This window comes from Bifidobacterium simiarum, from assembly GCF_002802905.1.
GTDB lineage: Bacteria > Actinomycetota > Actinomycetes > Actinomycetales > Bifidobacteriaceae > Galliscardovia > Galliscardovia simiarum.
In genome coordinates this window covers 131209-150049 of record NZ_PEBK01000004.1, presented here as the reverse complement: position 1 = coordinate 150049, position 18841 = coordinate 131209, and the positions used below count along the sequence as shown (strand labels likewise).

The 18841-nt window shown below is 64.1% G+C and carries 8 protein-coding genes; 1 reads left to right on the top strand and 7 read right to left on the bottom strand.

All coding sequences use genetic code 11. The features are described 5' to 3' along the window. Positions 1-3: 3 nt before the first annotated feature. The 5 genes from CSQ87_RS05160 to CSQ87_RS05140 all read right to left on the bottom strand — a co-directional run bounded on the left by CSQ87_RS05160 (position 4) and on the right by CSQ87_RS05140 (position 10666). Positions 4-3699, bottom strand: a complete 3696-nt coding sequence (locus CSQ87_RS05160) for an AAA family ATPase (RefSeq protein ID WP_100512813.1) — start codon at positions 3697-3699, stop codon at positions 4-6. Position 3700: 1 nt separating this feature from the next. Further along, positions 3701-5266: a metallophosphoesterase family protein gene (locus tag CSQ87_RS05155; protein ID WP_100512812.1), complete on the bottom strand. Its 1566-nt coding sequence runs from the start codon at positions 5264-5266 to the stop codon at positions 3701-3703. A 220-nt stretch (positions 5267-5486) separates the two neighbouring features. Next, positions 5487-6500: a ribose-phosphate diphosphokinase gene (locus CSQ87_RS05150; protein WP_100512811.1), complete on the bottom strand. Its 1014-nt coding sequence runs from the start codon at positions 6498-6500 to the stop codon at positions 5487-5489. Between the two features lie 450 nt (positions 6501-6950). Continuing rightward, entirely contained in the window at positions 6951-8144 is a 1194-nt protein-coding gene (locus CSQ87_RS05145; RefSeq protein ID WP_100512810.1) for an SLC13 family permease, read from the bottom strand. 287 nt (positions 8145-8431) lie between these two features. Beyond that, entirely contained in the window at positions 8432-10666 is a 2235-nt protein-coding gene (locus CSQ87_RS05140) for a hypothetical protein (RefSeq protein ID WP_133122351.1), read from the bottom strand. 337 nt (positions 10667-11003) lie between these two features. On the opposite strand from CSQ87_RS05140, the gene CSQ87_RS05135 reads away from it, so the two are divergent. Beyond that, positions 11004-11696 (top strand): glycosyltransferase family 2 protein, encoded by a 693-nt coding sequence (locus CSQ87_RS05135; RefSeq protein WP_100512808.1) that lies wholly within the window; start codon positions 11004-11006, stop codon positions 11694-11696. A 409-nt stretch (positions 11697-12105) separates the two neighbouring features. On the opposite strand, the gene CSQ87_RS05130 is transcribed toward CSQ87_RS05135, so the two are convergent. Further along, a complete protein-coding gene (locus tag CSQ87_RS05130) occupies positions 12106-13746 on the bottom strand; it encodes a glycoside hydrolase family 25 protein (protein ID WP_243388836.1) in 1641 nt (546 codons plus the stop codon). A 1048-nt stretch (positions 13747-14794) separates the two neighbouring features. Further along, positions 14795-16072 (bottom strand): InlB B-repeat-containing protein, encoded by a 1278-nt coding sequence (locus tag CSQ87_RS05125; RefSeq protein WP_100512806.1) that lies wholly within the window; start codon positions 16070-16072, stop codon positions 14795-14797. Between the last annotated feature and the right edge of the window lie 2769 nt (positions 16073-18841).

The window sequence follows — 18841 nt, the reverse complement described above, 5'->3', positions numbered from 1 at the left end:
CGCTCATACGATCACCTTCAGTTCGCTGGCGGAGTCCTCGCTGATGCGGGTGACGCTGATGCGCTCGGCGATCTGGCTTTTGAGCTGGCCGACGTGGGAGATCACGCCGATGTCGCGATGCCGGCTGATGCGGCGCAGCACGGCGAGCACGTCGTCAAGGTATTCGTCGGAGAGACTGCCGAATCCCTCGTCGATGAACAGCGTACGCATGGAGATCCCGCCGTTTTCGGCCTGGATGATGTCGGCCAGCGCAAGGGAGAGCGCCAGTGAGACGAAGAACGTTTCGCCTCCGGACAGCGTGGTGGCTTCGGTGGCGAGTTCGCTGCGACGGTCGAACACCTCGATGGGCAGGCCGGTTTTGAGGCCGCGGCCTTCGTGCGAGCCGAGCCGCAGCTCGTAGACGCCGCCGTGGATGTCCTTGAGGATGTCGTTGGCGCGGGCGAGCACGTCGCGGAACCGTTCGGTGACGGCGAAGGTGACGAGCGAAAGCCCGTCGTTGGCCAGCGAACCCGGTCGGCCGGAAGCCAGCAGTGCCATGTCCCGAACAGGAACATACCGTTTCGAGGCGTCGGACCAGACATGCAGGGCGTCGAGCATCGTCTGCGCGGCGGTCCTGCGGTCGGCGTCGAGGTTGCCGATGCGCTCCTGTTCGCGGATGGCGAGGTCGCGTCGGCTCTCGGCTTCGGCGAGTTCGTGGCGAATGGGACCGAGGTCAAGCGACGCGGCATGACGGGCGACCTCGTCAATATCACCGTGATCGCCGTGATCACCGTGATCGCCGTGATCACCCCACGATTGCAGTTCGGAAACCACCGACGGCGTCATGGCAGACAGTGCCGTATCCGGCGTAACCGTATCCGGCGTAACGGTATCTGACGACTCTGCCGATTCCAGCATGAGTCGCAGGTCGTCACGCGCCCGCGTCAGCTGTGCCCGAGCCACGTTCGTCTGGCTGTCGTACTGGGTGATCTCCTCGCTCAGTGCGGCATGGGTGTCGCTGTCGAGTCGCGCGGCGATGGCGGATTCCAGATCATCGAAGTCGCTGGATTCCAGCAGGGCATCCCTTGCGGCCGCGAGATCGTCGGTCCGCTTGCGGATCTCGTCGAGTGCGGCGCGCAGTTCGGTGTGCCGGCCGGTCAGGGTGCGCCGATGGTCGATTTGTTCGGCGAGGGTCGTTGCCAGTGCGGCCTGACGGTCGCACTCGGCGATCTCCTCGCGGGCCTTTTGTTCCATGTCGGCGACGGAGGATTCGGTGTATGGTTCGCCGGCGTCGTCACAGCAGAGTTCCTTGGCGGCTTCCTCCAGTCGTTTCGCGGATTCCACCGCGGTTCCGGCCGATGCCACCTGCTGCGCCGCTTCCTGCTCCTGCCGTCGGAGGTCGCGGTCATGGTCCAGCTGCCGTTCGAGGTCGCGGCGTCGCCGTGCGGCATCGTCGGCGGCGTCGATCCGCTGCTGCAGGTCGTCGATCGCCTGCTGTGCCTGACCGGCGTCGAGACCATCGGTTCGTTCCTTGAGTGCCGCCGCTTCGGCTTCACCCAATCTAACGTTCGTCATGGCCTGCGCAACGGCGTCGGCGGCATCCCTTGCCCGCTGTTCCAGCAGTTCCAGCTGTGCTTCGTCGGGAACGTCGCTCCTGCCGGCGCCACTGTTCGTGTCGGAACCATCGTCGGCCGCGGAGTCGTTGCCGTTCGGCTGCCGTCCAGTCGTACCGCCGTCAGCCGTATCGCCGTCGGTCATATCGCCGTCGGGAGTCCCGGCCGGATTCGGATGGTCGAGGCTGCCGCATACCGGGCATGGGCATCCGTCCTGCAATTGTGCGGCGTAGATGGCCGCGCCGGCCGCGAAGAACCGGTTCTTGGCCTCGCGATAGTCGCTCTCGGCCTGCCGCTGCGCCTCCTGTGCCTCGGCAAGCGCCTGCGCCAGATCCTTGTTGGAGTCCACTGCCTGATCGTATTGCCGAACCTGTTCCAGCCGCTCCCGGGCCTGCCTGAGCTGCTCCTGAAGCAGATCACGCTGTTCCTCGGACCGGATGGCTTCACGGATCGACGCCTCAAGCGCGTCCTCGGATTCCAAGCCCTCGGTCAGCTGGGCGAGTTGTTCCGCATGCTTTCGAGCCTCCTGCTCGGCCTGCTCTGCACGCTCCGTTTCGGCCGTCGCCTGATCGTATCGTTCCAGCTGACGGCGTCGCTGCTGGGCCTGCGCCAACCGCTGCTCGGCCACCGGCTTGGCGGCGGCCCGGCGCACCGCCTGCTCGTGCTTCTCGCTCAGCACCTCCTCCGGCTCGAGGTCGCTCAACCGTTCGGCCACCTCATCAAGCTCCGCCTGTCGCGCGTCGCCATCGGCTTGCGCCGCACGCACCTCGTCCTCCGCCCGCACGATCGGCCCGGCCGCTTCCGAAGCACCGAGCGCTGCACGCTTACGGTCGTATTCGTCGGCGAGCGCGTCCAGATCGTCCACCGCCTGACGCGCCTGCACCGCATGTTCGCCCAGTTCGCGCAGCCGAACCGCCGCATCGTATCGCCGTTGCGCCGCATCCACCTGCGTGCGCGCGACCTCAAGCACATGCCCGCTTCGGGCCAACAGCTCGACGGCGGTGTGTTCGGCGTCGTCGGCCCGCTCATGCAGGGCCTTGTCGATCGCCGAGATCTCCAATGCCGGTTCGGCGATGTCACCGTCCCGAATCGCCCACTCCGCGCTCTGATCCGCCTCGTCCGGCTCCCCAGCCGCAGCGGCAACGCCACCGGAGGCGTCGTCATCAGGCCCCGAGCTCTCCGACTCAGACCCGGAGCTCTCAGACCCCCGACCGTCAGACCCCGAATTCTCAGGCCCCGAGCTCTCCGCTTCCAGCGATTCCGCCACGAAGCGCATCGTCAAAACGGCGTGCAGCAGGTCGCGTCGCAGCGAGGTCACGTCGGCGGCCTGTTCCTTGCGCATGGCTTCCAGTTCCTGCTGGATCGACTCGTATACGTCGGCGGCGAACAGGCTTTTGACGATCCGCGTGCGCTCTTCGGGCCGGCATTTGAGGAATCCCGCGAACTGACCCTGCGCCAGCATCACGGTTTTGGAGAACTGTTCGCGGCTTAAGTGCAGCAGCCGGATGATCTCCTCGCCGGTATCGCGCGCCTGCGAGGCCAGCAGCTCACTGTGATCGTCCTGCTCGGCATAGTCGAAATACCGTTCGGCGTACCGGCTGTCATCGCCGAAATCACCAGACTTATCCTCGCCGTCCACAGCCAGACCATTGCCGGCCGACAAACCGTCACCCGCAACCACGCCGCTCGTGCCATCACCCACAGCCGTACCGCCATCCGGCAGCAACGCACTCAATCCGGCGTCGATCCGCCACAGCCGTCCCTTGGCGTTCACGGCCACCGTGCCTTCGCCACGCAGTTTGCGCCGCTCGTAGGCCGGCTCGCGCTTGACGCGATAATACCGTCCGTTGAGTTCGAAGATCAGGTCCACGAACGATGGCGTGGTCTGCGTATCGAGGAACCGCGACCGCAACCGGTCCTTGCTAGCCTCGTCCACGGATACGCCGCCGTACAACGCGAAGCTGATGCAATCGAGAATCGTGGACTTGCCGGCGCCCGTCTCCCCCTCGATCAGGAAGATATGCGAACGATTCAACGCCGCGAAGTCGATGGCATATTCGTCCCGATACGGCCCGATGCCCTGAAACCGCAATCCGATGAGTCTCATGTCAGTCCTCCTGCCTCGCTCGTTCGATGGCCTCCTGCAGCACGTCGGTCTCCGCCTCGTCCGGATCGCGCCCCAGGGTGTACCGGACGAACGATTTCACCACGTCGAATTCGCTGTGGCTCTGCCGCAGATTCGCCATGGCCGCCACACCGTCAGCGCCCATACCGTCGGCACCCGTACCGTCAACACCCGTACCGCCAGCCGCGTCGCCAAGCAGCCTGGCGCCGGCCCGCCGTATGGGCTCGAACTGCTTCTCCAGTGCCGACGCATAGCATTCGTCCAGTCTGGCGTACATGCCGTGCGGATATTCCGGCTCGGTGACGGTCAGGCTCACCCAGTCATGCGCGTGACCGGCCGCCAACGGCCCGGTCAGCTCCGCCATACTGCCCCGCAGCTTCACCAGTGCCGGCTCCCCGGATTCCACGGGAATCACCCGCACGGTATCCGCGCGTACGCAGCCATCGCCGCCGGTTTCGATCAGTACCACGCTTTTGCCGTTGCCGACCTTCGGGGGCCGGCACGCCTCCGAAAACGAATAAGCCAGCAGAGACCCGGAATACCGGGCCAGCGTCTCCCCGTGAGCTCCCACGCCCACACCATTATCAGCATCGTCAACCGGAATCGCGCCGCCCGGCACCACGTTCCCGCCCGGCACCGACACCATCTGAGCCGGCACCGTCACCGCCTGCGGCCTATGCAGATGCCCCAGCGCCAGATAATCCAATCCCGCGCCGGCGAATACCGCCGCCGGCACACTATCGACGCCGCCGACGGCGATGTTCCGCTCCGAATCGGTGGGCGCGGCGCCGGTCACGAACGCGTGGGCCATCAGCACCGCGGTCATGGCCGGATCCGTCTCTCGCCGGCGAGCCAGATCCTTGCGAATCATCCGCATCGCCGCAGTCATCACTCCCTCATGCGATCGCGGAATGCTCTCGGCAGTCCCCTCTCCAAAACCAGCTTCCCCGCCAGAACCGGCCCCCTCGCCAGAGTCAGCTCCCTCGCTCTCCCCCAGCATCCGCTCCAGCACCGGCCGCGCCACATCCGGATCCAGATACGGCAGCGCATACACCGCCACAGTCTCACCGGCACCAATCACACCGTCACCAGTACCCACACCGTCACCGACACCAACCCCGCCAGCATCATCCACACCAGCATCAGTACCCACACCGTCACCGGCACCTCCGCCGCGCCGCACGATCACCGGCGTCGCCAGGTCCTCGATCGCACACCGCAGATGCAGGTTCGGCCGCATCATCCGCGCCCCGAATCCCAGCTTCCGCGCGGAATCATGGTTGCCGGGCGTTACGATCACGTCCACTGCCGGACGGCCGTCGTCATCGACGATGCCGGTCAGTCGCGTGAGCACGTCGTCGAGCAGATCCACCGACGCCGCGGACGGCATCGGCGAATCATAGACGTCCCCCGATACGCATACGACGTCCACCCGTTCGCGCCTGACCAGCCCGACCAGCCAGTCGAGCGCGCGGCGCTGATAGTCGGCGAGGTCGAGGCCCTTGAACCGCCGGCCGATATGCCAATCCGAGGTATGCAGAATCTTCATGGCCCCAGACTACGGGCCATATGAAAAAACAGGGAGATATCTCCCTGTTTTTATCGGTCAGCGCGTGTCGCCGAGTCTGTCGACCGGCGACCATGCCCGGCCATCACACGACCCGGCCATCGCAAAGCCCAGCCATCGCATGATCTGAGCTTCACATGGCCCGGCACGACCCGGCCATCGAAAGGCCCAGACCATCCGCAGCCGACAATCAACGCCCTAATCACGCATAGATATTACGAGTCCGCATATCCGCCGGCAGACCGTTGAGCAGCGTGGTCACCGAACGGCTCTCGAACACCGAACGGATGCCCGCCGCCAGCAGCGGCGCCACGGACAGCACGGTCAGTCCGTCGAAACGCTTGGAATCCGGCACCGGCACGGTGTCGGTGAGCACGATCTCACGGGCGCCGCAGTTCTTCAGGCGCTCCACGGCCGGACCGGACAGCAGACCGTGCGTGGCCACCAGCGTCACGGACTTCGCACCCGCGTTGCGCAGCGTCTTGACGGCCTCGCAGATCGTGCCGGCGGTGTCGATCATGTCGTCCACCACCACGCAGTCCTTGCCTTCGACGTCGCCGATGATGCCATGCGCCTCGGCGTGGTTCGGACGGGTGATGTCGCGGGACTTGTGGATGAACGCCAGCGGCAGTCCGCCCAGCTTGGCTGCCCACTGCTCGGAAACCTTGATACGTCCGGCGTCCGGGGAGACGATCGTCGCGTTCCCCAGCTCGATGTGCTCGCGCACGTAGTCGACCAGAATCGGCATGGCGGTCAGATGATCGACCGGCTTGTCGAAGAAGCCCTGCTCCTGGGCGGCGTGCAGGTCCACGGTCATGATGCGGTCGGCGCCGGCCTTGCGGAACAGGTCGAACATCAGGCGGGCGGTGATCGGCTCGCGGCCCTGATGCTTCTTGTCCTGACGGGAGTAGCCGAAGAAGGGGGCCACCACGGTGATGGATCGCGCGTCGGCGCGCTTGAGCGCATCAAGCATGATGAGCTGTTCCATGATCCACTTGTTGATCGGATCGGTGTGCGCCTGCAGCACGAACACGTCGGCACCGCGCACCGGCTTGGCGAACCGCACGTACATCTCGCCGTTCGCGAAATCGTAGGCGTTGGTCGGGAACACGTCGATGCCCAGATACTTGGCCGTCTCCTCGGCCAGTTCCGGATAGGCACGACCCGTTACCAGTGCCAGCCGCCTTTCGGGGGTACCTTCCAACAACACCGACATCCGACGAACCGCCTTTCGTTTCCTTTGCCCGTGGATCGTCACGGACGCTTCCTCGCCATGACTCTTCGCCATGGACCGTCATCAGTGCGGCGCCCCGCTGCGACACGACGCATTGCATGTCACATTGTGCCATGTGGCACAAGGGATCCGCCGTCTTCTCCACACGTTTTTCCGGCTCTCCACACTATAACAATGCCCCCTGAACCGACAGGCCGGTCAAACGGGCCGTAATCCCGAGCGCGCCCGGCCGCACAACCGTCAGCCGCACAACCGTCAGCCGCACAGCCAGCGCGCAACCAACGGTGGCACGACCGCAACCAACGGTGGCATGGCCGCAACCACCGGTAGCATGGCCGCAACCACCGGTAGCACGACCGTCAGCACAGCAGCCAGCACACCCGGCCGCCCAGCCGCCAGCACACAGCCAGCCCCAGCCGCCGGCACGCCCGCCTACTCGATCACCTGCGCGAGCCCGACCAGCGCGATCAGGAACACCACATTCATGCCGGTATAGACGCCGAGGTACCTGCCCTTGCTGTGCGGATACTTCGACGCCACCGCCTTGTAGGAGATCAGCGAGGCCATCGACGCGATCAGCGTGCCCATGCCGCCGAGGTTGGTGCCGATGATCAGCGGCCGCCACGCATCGGAGAAACCGGAGAGCAGCAGCGTGGTGGGCACGTTGGAGATCACCTGGCTGAACGCCACGCCCAGCTCCAGCGGATGCCCACCGACCAGCGACTGCGCCAGCTCGTAGAACGCCGGCACGCGCTTCATGTTGCCGATGAACATGAAGAACGCGCAGAAGGTGAGCGGCAGACCCCAGTCGACCTTGGCAAAGGCGCGACGGTCGCAGAACAGGAACGCCGCGACCACGATCACCACCATGAGCCATAGCGGCAGCACGCCGTTGACGCCGAGCAGGCAGACGACGAACAGCACCGCATACACCGCGGCCCGCCATCCGCCGTATCCCGCGCCGTAGCCGGTGATGCGGATCTCGTCGGGCTGGGCCTGCGAGGGGTCGGGGGCAAGCACGCTCTGCTCGATGCCCGCCGCGTCAAGCCCCTCGAACCGGGAGACCCGCCGGCCGCCGAACACGAACCAGGTGATCACGCACAGCAGCACGGCCGCGAGCCCGGAGTAGGGCGCCATGATGGCGAGGAACTCCATCGTTCCCATGCCGGAGACGGCCTTGAGGTACAGGTTGTGCGCGTTGCCGATCGGGGTGAACATGCTGCCGAGGTTGGCGCCCAGCGTCATCAGCGTGACCACTAGGCATACCTGCCGCTCCATGTCGGCCATGATCAGCACGGCGATGGCGAACGGCACGAAGGTGACCAGCGCCACGTCGTTGGTGACGAACATGCCCGAGAAGAACGGCAGCGCCACCAGCGTGAGCACGAGTCCGCGGGCGGTGCGCACCCGGCCGAGCAGCTTCGCACCGATGATGCGGAAGACGCCCACGCGCTGCAGACCGCAGACCACGAGCATCAGGCATACCAGCTGGGAGATGGTGTTCCAGTGCACGTAGGTGACGTACTGATCGTCGGGCGGCACGATGAAGCAGGATATGACGGCAAGGATGGCCGCCACCACTAGCACGGTCTCACGCTTGAGGGTCTCGATGATCCAGCGTTGCAATACACAATCCTTCCAAGCACCGTGAGATGGGGAAGCAACCGCGCAGCCGTCCAATCGTCCGATCGAGGGGCGAACCCGACGATGGGCCGAAAGTGCAGCGGCGACCACGCGGCGCGTGACCTATATTACTGGAGAAACGCCAAATCTACGTAACTTTTTGGCAAGTCGCCATTCACCCACAGTCTTGGTTTTTCGTGTTTTTCGCAGGATTTTCCCCCACAAACCCGCCCAACCGGTAGGTCGGTTAACGTAATCTGCGTAGTTTTTCCCAACTGCCGGTCATTTTCTCATTTTTCCCGTTCCCGACCGATTCCTGCGAACATCCGCAGATACGATCCGACGGCCAGCAGCAGACCGATCACGATCAGCGGGGTGATCAGCCCGGTGACGTAGAAGAACGTGATGCGGTCGTTGTGCAGATACTGCGCATACCAGTAGGCGAAGAAACAGTAGGCGTACGCATAGATCAGCAGACAGACGGACAGGCTGATCCAGCCCCACGCCGCCAGCACCGGACGATCACCGTCCGGCCGATCGTCATCCGGCCGTCCGGCAATCCGTCCGGAGACCGATCTGCCCGACGACCGCCGCCGTTCGATCCACCTCCGGACCGCCCGCACACCGCGCAAACCCGTCATCATGATCGCGGACAGTACCGCACCGACCGCCGCCGCGATCAGCACCATATTGACCGTCCGATACGCCGACGCCACCCATTTGGCCGTCGCCACGGCGTCCGACCGAGTGAACCACGCCACCGGCTGCGGCGAAAGATCGTCGGGATCGACGTTCAGCTGCCGCAGACCCTCCTGCCGGGATGGCGACCAGATCGCCGACGAATAATACTGGGTGGCCGACGACGATCCGATCGCATAGCCTTCGTCCAAGGTCACCGCGTTCGCATAGGCCCGCCAGCTCGGGGCGAACAGCTCGCCGATCTCGTCCGGCGTGCGCGGCACCAGCGACGGGGTGATCGCGATCTTGTCGGTCTTCTTCAGCCTGCCCTGCGCGAACGCCCGGTCCAGTTCGGCATTGGCCTTGGCGAACACCCGCTGCACCTTCGCCTCGTCGCGCATGGTGAGCGACGACTGGTCGATGGCGTTCAGCATCCGCCACGAAATGAAGTCCCCGGTCAGCTGACCGTCCTCGTTGACACCGACCACGCCGTCCGAATTCGAGGAACCGTTGGCATTCAGGCTGCCGTCGGAGCGGCGATCGTCGTCATTGCCGTTCGGCGTCTTGGCGAACTGTTCCATATACTCCCAGATCTCCGGGTACTGCCGCAGCGCCGGGGCCGCGCGGAACGCCTTCGTGATCGAATCGCCCGGCGACCACACCGACACCGTCTGATTCGGCGAATCGATGCTGTAGATGCGGCTGATGAACCCGGCGATCTCGCCGCTCGTTCGGGTGTTGAGCAGACTCACCCCGAAATCGCGGTCGTTGTTGGCCTTGATGATCTGGACGCCGGCGTAGGTGGTCACGGCCGGCAGCACGCACAGCAGAATGACGCCGAGCCGCTTCGCCACGGAGACGATCACGGCAAAGATCACGGCGGACTTTCCGGACTGTGCCGAACCCGACCGTGCCGGGCCGGACTGGTTCTGTTTCGGATCAGACCGTGTTGAACCGGACCACGCCGGGCCGAATCGGCGCGGGCCCAATGCGGGGGCGGCGGCGAGCGCCAGCGCGAATCCGACCATCGGGACCATCCAGATGGAGTCCTCCTTGAGGTCGAAGATCAGGGCGAAGCAGGCGCCGAGCAGCACGGCGAACGCGGCGATGACGACGATGCGCAGCGTGAGCAGTGTCGCGCGGATGATGGCTCGAGCCCGCGGAGGAAGGTTCGGGACCAGACGGGAGCGAACGGGCCGGGGCGGGTGAGCGGCGGCGTCGCGTGATCTGGGCACATTGGTCAGGCCGGGCGCACTGGCTGGGGCGGACATGACGGCTGCCCCGGACACGCTAGTCGGCCCGGATTTACCGACCGCCCGAGACGTACTGATCGACCGAACCAGCCCCCATACCAATGTGAGGAGGATCAGCAGACCGGATACCAGAATGAACAGGGCGGGCGCGAACAGCGAGTTGCGGTAGACGCGCGTGCCCAGCCAGTCCTCGAATGCCAGCGGATTCCACAGCACATAGACGTAGGTGAACATCGACAGCCAGATCACATGGAAACAGCGTTGCATCGCCACCGCGCACAGCAGTGCGGCCGCCAGCCAGACCGTGAAAAACACGATGTCGACGTTCACGCCCGACCATCCGATGAATCGCAGGAAGTACGCGAAACCTTGGTTCTTGGCGAGTTTGTACAGGTCGGTGGAGTCGGCGTAGCCGGGCAGGGACTGCATCATCAGCAGCTGATCGTCCGCCCGCTGGTTGAAGGCGTACCACATGTGCAGCGTGTTCGACATCAGCAGACGGCCGGCTGTGGCGACCGCGCAGACGATGAGGCCCAGAACGATGAGGACTATGCGGAGAACACCACAAAACTCGATATGTCGAATCTGGGGCATTTGCCGTTGGGAACCGGGAAGTCCGTCCTTCAACGGCATCGGACAGGTCGTGGAATTCCGCATAAACACAGGCAATATGGTAACAGGGCGGGCATCGGGGATCCCTTCGTCGAACGGCGTCGGCGCGATCGACGAGCCAATGGCCAATAGTCGAGTTTTGTGGTGATATTCCGATAATCGGGGATCAACATTGCGGATGATTTGCCGTCTGCCGCGATGATGCTAGGGTAAAGCGGGTATCGGGCCACATGCGCATCGCAGGAACGCAGAACACTCAGTACTGCATCCGATGGCCGCGGATCGTCGACGTTGGTAGTGAATCGAGAGAAGTAACGGAATGCTAGGAAACCACACTCTTTCCCTGGTCATGCCCTGCCGCAACGAGGAGGACCATCTCGCCACGCTGATCGATACGGTGCCGGCGTACTACGACGAGATCATCCTCGTGTGCAACGCATCCACCGACGGCACCTATGATCTGGCGCAATCGCTGGAAGCCGGCAATCCCCGGCTGCAGGCGCTGCGGGACGATCGGACGATCAACGGCATCGGCTACGGATACGCCCACATGACCGGCATTGCGGCGGCCACGGGAGACCTCATCGTCTGCGCGGACTGCGACGGCACGTATCCGATCGACGACGTGCCGCGGATTCTCGACGACATGACCCGACGCGGACTCGACTTCGTCTCCTGCTCGCGGTATCCGGCCGACAACATTCCCTGGAAGCTTCAGCTTGGTGTGCGCACGCTGAATGCGGAGATCCTGATGCTGTACGGGCTGCGCATCCACGATTCGCTGTCGGGCATGTGGGTGTTCCGCCGCGACGTGGCGCCGGAGCTTCAGCTCAGCGAGGGTGATTGGAATCTTTCCCCGCAGATCAAGCTCAACGCCTACCGGTATCTCGGACGGCGGTTCGGCGAGGTGCATATCCGCCAGCGCGTGCGCAGCGGCAGCTCGAAGCAGCGGTATCTGGTCACCGGCCTGCGACACCTTGCATGGATCGCCAAGAACCGCCTCGTCGGCTGACTGATGAGGTGACGGACGAAGCCTCGCTTCAGCTGGCGCCCCCGCCGGCGGGGGCTGGCCGCCGCAGGCGGACTGGGGGTGGTCGAATCGCCATGCGACGGGACTTGACCACCCCCCAGTCTCGCGTCCGCTCGACAGCCCCCGCCTGCGGGGGCATGACGAAGCACAGGCTTCCCCTTAGGCTGAGCCCGTCAAGAAAACGCCAGCGGCGTTTTTAGGGCTCAGGCGAGCCGACAGGCGAGCGAAGGCCCGAAGCACTTCGCCCCCCCCCCAGAGGGGGAAGGCAAGGTGTGTCATCACAAACTCGTCCCGCAATTGAGGACTTGCCTTACGGCAAGCGCTTTGCTGGCTCCGGACCGCCGGCGGCGACGGCCCTTCGCAAAAGCCTGATTGAAGGCAGTGCTTTCAATTACAGGCTTTTCCATGCGACGTGTTCGCCGCGCCAGCCGGCGCGCTGGACGGCCACGTACTCGCCGTAGCTCATCGTGTATACGTGCTCGCCGGAGTTGCGGTTGTACAGACGGTACACGTCCTTGCCGCTCGACGGCGTGTACCATGCCACGCCCTCGTCCTTCCAGCCGAGACGCACGAGCATGTCATGCTCCGCCTTGTTCAGCGTCCAATTGTGATTGCCGTCGTTGCGGTTGTACTCGCGGTATACCGGCCTCGCTCCGGACGTACCGCCCGGCACCGTGACGAACGACGTGCCCTCGTTACGCCATCCCTTGGCCACCAGCATGTTCCGTTCGGCCGCGTTCCTCGTGTAATGATGCAATCCGGAATGCCTGTTGTACACGCGATACACCGGCACCTTCGTCGCCGAGCCGCTCGGCGTGGAAGGCGTGGACGGCTTGTTCGGCACCGACGATCCGCCCGACGAGGAGATCGGGTATCCGAACGCGTTGCAATCAACGTTGCCGGAAATGCCGGGAACCGTGCCGCTCGACGTGTACTGCCACATGCGGTCCGGCGTGGAGAACGAGAACGTGCCCAGCTTCGCGCCGAGCAGACGGTACCGGCCGCTGTAGTTGGCTACCCAACGCACCTTCGCGTAGATCGAACTGCTCTTCAGCGCGGTCTCCAGATAGCTGGTGTACGAGTACACGCCCAGATTCGTGTAGCCGGCCGACTGCAGCTGCCGGTACCACGCGTTGACGATGCCCTCATACTGCGCGGGCTTGGTCGGACGGGAGTGGCCGGCCCACGTCCAGTCCTCCAGATCGTAGAACACCGGGTACTTCATGTCGGATGCCTTCACGCCCAGTCCCTTGAGGATGTTGGCGATCGCCCGGCCTTCCGACGCGGCGAACGCGCTGTCGTAGGCGTAGGAGTATACGTAGACGCCGAACGGGATGCCCAGACGCTTGCATTCGGCGATGTTGTACCGCATGGTCTTGTCCTGCACCGTGCCGTACGAGACGCGGATGATCGCACCGTCCACGCCGGAGGCCTTCACCTTGGCCCAGTCGATCTTCCCCTGCCATTCGGAGACGTCGACCACTGATTTCGCGGATCGGGCGAACAGCGTGCCATTGCCCTCGTAGAACGCCTTGCCGCCGTTGTACGTGCCCCATTTCGCACCGCCGTTGCCGTTCGGGAAGGCGGCGGAGCTGCCGCCGGCACGATTGCCGTCCGCGGCGCCGGACGCCTCTGAAGCCGCGGATTCCTTCCACTCCCCCACGGTCATCGGCGTGAACGACGTGCCGTCTGTGGCCGCAAGCGGATCGGCCGGAGTCGATGCGGTGCCAACGATCTGAGGATCGGTAACCGCGCTGCCGGTATGCAGATCGACCACCCGGTCGCCGACCTTCGCCAGATCATCGGCGATCACCGTGGCATCATCGGGAATCGAAGCGGCGACGGTCGAGGACGAAGTCTCCGAACTCGTTGCCGCAGCGGACTCTGCCGTGGTAGAGACCTCGGCGGCGTTCGCCGTCATCGGCAGTCCCGAGAACAGCAGTCCGCCCAACGCAATCGCCACCGCGGCCAGTCTCCCGCCGCGCATCCGTCCAATTCGTCCAGTCCATCCGGTCCATCCAGCAGTCATCATTCAGCTCCCTACGCACAGGCCATGCCCGCGCAACGCGACGTCCATCCCAATCGGCGACCACCGCCGATCACATGTCGAACATCATGTCATCTCACGTCGTATCGCGTCCATTGTATAGGGGCGGTCAGGAACGTTTTGAGAGCTATCTCCATTCTCAGGGCAGATTCGAAGACTTTGCAGACACCTATCTCCATTCTCGGGGCACATGGGAAAGTAGCCGACGACCAAAATCCTTGGAATTCCAACAGCGTTGGAGCCCGAATACCTGCATATACCCGTGTCGGGGGACCCTCAGAATAGAGATAGGTGTCTGCAGCACCCCAAAATCCGCCCTCAGAATAGAGATAGGTCCGAATCCACCCTGAACACCGTGGATTCGGACCCATGACAACGCCGAGCAGAGCTCTCACGAACCGGTCAGGAGCAACCCTGCGCCACTGCTGGCGAGGCTGGCTTTCGGATCGCCGGAATTGGCGGAACCATTGAGACTCGCGCCCCCGCCGGCGGGGGCTGACTGCCGGCGGGCAGACTGGGGGTGGGCAGATGCGGAATGATTTGACCACCCTCAGTCCGGCACAGCCGGACAGCTCCCGGTAGCGGAGCACTTGCCAATGCGGACGGGCTTCCCCTTAGGCTGAGACCATAAAGAAAACGCCAGCGGCGTTTTTAGGGCTCAGGCGAGCCGACAGGCGAGCGGATAATGCGCGGCCGCAGGCCGTCTGTTCTTGCGGTTGAAGCTGTCGAGTGCAACGAGACTGATGAGGTGACGAACGAAGCCGCGATTCCAAGTTTCGCCCCCGGGCGTAGTTCCGTTTTCATCACCTCATCAGTCAGCCTGCGGCTGCCAGCTTCCCCTCACAGGGGAAGCCAAGGGACACGGACTCCCGCCAGCGGGAGCCCTCCGCAGAAGTTTGCGCAAAGGTAATGCCTTTCGCTACAGGCTCCCCCAGCAATTATGGACTTGCCTTACGGCAAGCGCCCTATTGGCTCCGGGCTCCCGGTAGCGGAGCCCTCCGCAGAAGTTTGCGCAAAGGCAATGCCTTTGCCATCACAAACTTCTCCATGCAGCTCCTTCGCCGCGCCAGCCGGCGTGGACCACGGCCAGGTACTCGCCGTGGCTCGTGGTGTATACGTGCTCGCCGGAATGCGGGTTGTACAGACGCCACACGGTCGACGGACCGTTCTTCGGCGCATACCAGCCGATGCCTTCGTCGCGCCATCCCAGACGCACCAGCATGTTGTGCTCGGCCCGGTTCAGCGTCCAGTTGTGCGTGCCGTTGTGCGGATTGTATTCGCGGTACACCGGCTGCGCACCCGCGGTGTTCTTGCTCACCGTCACGAAGCTGTTCGAGCCATGGTTCTCGTCACGCCACCCCAGACGCACCAGCAGGGTCTTCTCACCCCAGCTGGTCGTGTAATGGTGGAGTCCGGAATTGCGGTTATACACGCGGTACACCGGCACCGTATGCACGTCGACGTGCTCCGTGCCGCGCTTCCAGTGCGCGTACAGCGTCACGTTGCGCAGATCGGTCAGCTTGGAGTCGGCGGTCACGTTGGTGCCGTCGACCGGCAGCGTGTACCACCCGACGAACGTGTATCCCGCGCGGGTCGGCGTGGGCAGCGTGCCGTATGCGGACTCGTACTGCACCTTCTTGGAAAGCGGCGACACCGATCCGCCGACGGCGTTGAACGTGACCGTGTATGTGTTGGCCGTCCAGTGCGCGTACAGCGTCACGTTGTCGGCCGTGGTCATCGTGGTTTCGGCGACCACATGCGTGCCGCCGGTCTTCGCGGTGTACCAGCCGTCGAAGGTGTAGCCGACGCGGGCCATGGTGGGCAGGGTGCCGTATCGGTCGCCGTACCGCACGGTCTTGGAGGTCGGCACCACGGTTTGCACGCCGTTGCCGTCGAACGTGACCGTGTACACGTTCGTCGACCAGTGCGCGTACAGGGTGATGTCGGTGACCAGCAGGGTCCTGAAGTCATATTTGATGCCGGTGTTGCGCTGGGTGTACCAGCCGAGGAAGGTGTGTCCCGGCCAGGTCGGCGCGGTCGGTTCCGCGGCCTGACCGCCGAGCTTTACCGTCTGCGACGGGACGCCGGAGCCCCCGTTGGGGTCGAAGGAGACGTTCACCGTCTTCGTGTTCAGATCCGGGAAACTGATGTCCGTGTCCCCCCGGCCGGTTTCGGCCGCGGACGCGGTGGCCGCCGTGGCCAGTACGCCGCCGCTGATCAGCATCGCCGCCGACACCAGTCCGGCGAGCGCACGCCGACCGCGACGGGGCCCGCGCCCAGCATGACTGCCGTTCCTGCCAAACAAGCTCATATCCGTTCCTTTCCTCTCACCAGATCGTCGGACCGATCAGCCAGATCATCGGGCCGATCCGCATGCGACCGGAATGTCCCATCGGTTATCCCATCGGCCCGCTCGTCCGACGTCGATCCACTTGCGACTTTACCCCCGAACCGCGCGGGCGAGACGGAAAAATTCGCCGTATCGGACGGATCGTTGACAGACCGACGGATTGTGTCGTTTCCCCAAGGTTCCCGGCGTTCTCCGGCACCGGTCAGCCAGTCAGACGAAACGACGATGCGTTCCCGCCGGATTATCAAGGAATAGTGAGGCAGAATTTGGATCGGGGGGGGGACGATCGGCGCGATGCGGCGATATATTGGGAAGTAATGAGCTTGCGGATTCGGCTCAGGTTACGGACTTGAAGAGGAAGTCCTTACAGAAAGGTTCAGTCATGCATCCACAGAAGCCTGCATATCTGAGAAAACTAGCAAAGGTAGGAGTCGGTGCGGTCGCGACGATCGCGATGCTGCTGCCGATGGGGGCCGTGGCGATCGCGGCCGAGGGTGACGGCGGCCAGTCCGCGTCGACCTCCACGGCAGCGCCCGAAGCCACTGCGGCGCCCGCCCAGCAGAGCACGGCCACGCCGCAGAAGACCACGGCTCCGTCAGCCGCGACGTCGAGCACCCCCGCTCCGAAGGCGACACAGAAGACCGCGGCCCCGAAGACGGAAGCACTGAAGACCGAGACCAAGAACACGCCGGCTCCGAAGGCACAGACCAAGACTCCGGCTCCGTCAGCCTCCGCCGACGGCGCCCAGCAGTCCGGCGGCGCCTCGGCCAACGCCGGGTGCGACAACTCCGACAACGCCTGCAGCATCAAGGTCGGCGCCACGGCGTCCGGTAGGATCATCGATGACGATGACGAGGATTGGTACAAGTTCGCGATCCCGTCCGCCGGCGTCATCAACCTCACCTTCTCCAACCAGCAGACCTCCAACGGCCAATGGTACGTGACCCTCTACGACTCCAACCTCAACCAGCTCGACAGCTACACGTTCGACGGCAAGAGCCCCAACCACCCCGCCACCACCAAGCTCGGCGTGCCCGGCGGAACCTACTGGGTCAAGGTGGATTGCAGCCGCTGGGATAATCCCGCCTTCGGCATTCAGTACAACCTCAAGGCCAACTACACCAAGACCTCCTCATGGGAAACCGAATGGAACAACAAGCCCGAAACCGCCGATCCGATCAAGGTCGGTAGCGTCGTCAGCGGCACCATCATCAACGATGATGACGACGACTACTACAAGTTCGCGATCCCGTCCGCCGGCGTCATCAACCTCACCTTCTCCAACCAGCAGACCTCCAACGGCCAATGGCTTGTGACCATCTACGACTCCAACCTCAACCAGCTCGACAGCTACAAGTTCGACGGCAAGAGTCCCAACCACCCCGTCACCACCAAGCTCGGCGTGCCCGGCGGCACCTACTGGGTCAAGGTGGATTGCAGCCGCTGGGATAATCCCGCCTTCGGCCTCCAGTACAACCTCAAGGCCAACTACACCAAGACCGCCGCATGGGAAACCGAATGGAACAACGACTTCAGTACCGCTGATCCACTGCCCGCAGGTGGCACGATCAGCGGCGTCACCATCGACGATGGCGATGATGATTGGTACAAGGTGACCGTCAACCACGCCGATACCGCACAGATTCAGTTCAGCAACGAACAAGCCGCCGAAGGTAAGTGGTTCGTAATCCTCACCGACTCGAACCTCAACCAGATGTTCACGGAGGAGTTCTATGCCAATACCACGACCCACGCCGGCAGGAAAGTAACCCTGACCCCTGGTGTCTACTACATCACGGTGGACTCCAGATACTACGATCAGCCCGCATACAGACTCCAGTACAACGTGAAACTGGCCCTGTCCCACCCCGATCGCTACACCGTGGCGTTCAACTCGAACGGCGGCTCCCGCGTCGCCTCTCAGACGGTGACCAGCGGCGGCAGGGTCTCCCAGCCGAAGAACCCGACCCGTTCCGGCTACACGTTCGCCGGATGGTACACGGCCGCCAACGGCGGCGCCCGCTATGACTTCACCACCCCGGTGACCGCCAACCGTACGCTGTATGCCCACTGGGAGAGGATCGCCACGATCCGGTCCATCGCCGACACGTCGGTGACCACACGACACGGCGTGCGTCCTACCCTGCCCTCCACGGTGACCGCCACATACACCAACGGCACCAGGAAGGCCGTGAAGGTCAGCTGGCCGTACATCTACTCCGGACAGTTCGCCAAGGCCGGCACCTTCACGGTGTACGGCACGGTCTCCGGCACCAATGTGAAGGCCAAGGCCACGGTCCGCGTCACCGCCTCGGTCACTTCCATTCCGGCGATCACCGTGTCCACCAACGCGGGCACCCGTCCGAAGCTGCCCGCCACGGTGAACGCCCGATTCTCCGACGGCGTGACCCGCGCAGTCAGGGTGACGTGGCCCTACATCTACTCCGGACAGTTCGCCAAGGGCGGCTCGTTCGTCGTGCAGGGCACCGTCTCCGGCACCAGCGTGAAGGCCAAGGCGACCGTGAGGGTGGTCGTTTCGATCAAGTCGATTCCGGCGATCACCGTGACGACCAAGGCCGGAGTGCGGCCGAGCCTGCCCGCCACGGTGAAGGCCGTGTACACCGACAACGTGACCCGCAACGTCAAGGTGACCTGGCCCTACATCTACTCCGGACAGTTCGCCAAGGGCGGCTCGTTCGTCGTGCAGGGCACCGTCTCCGGCACCAGCGT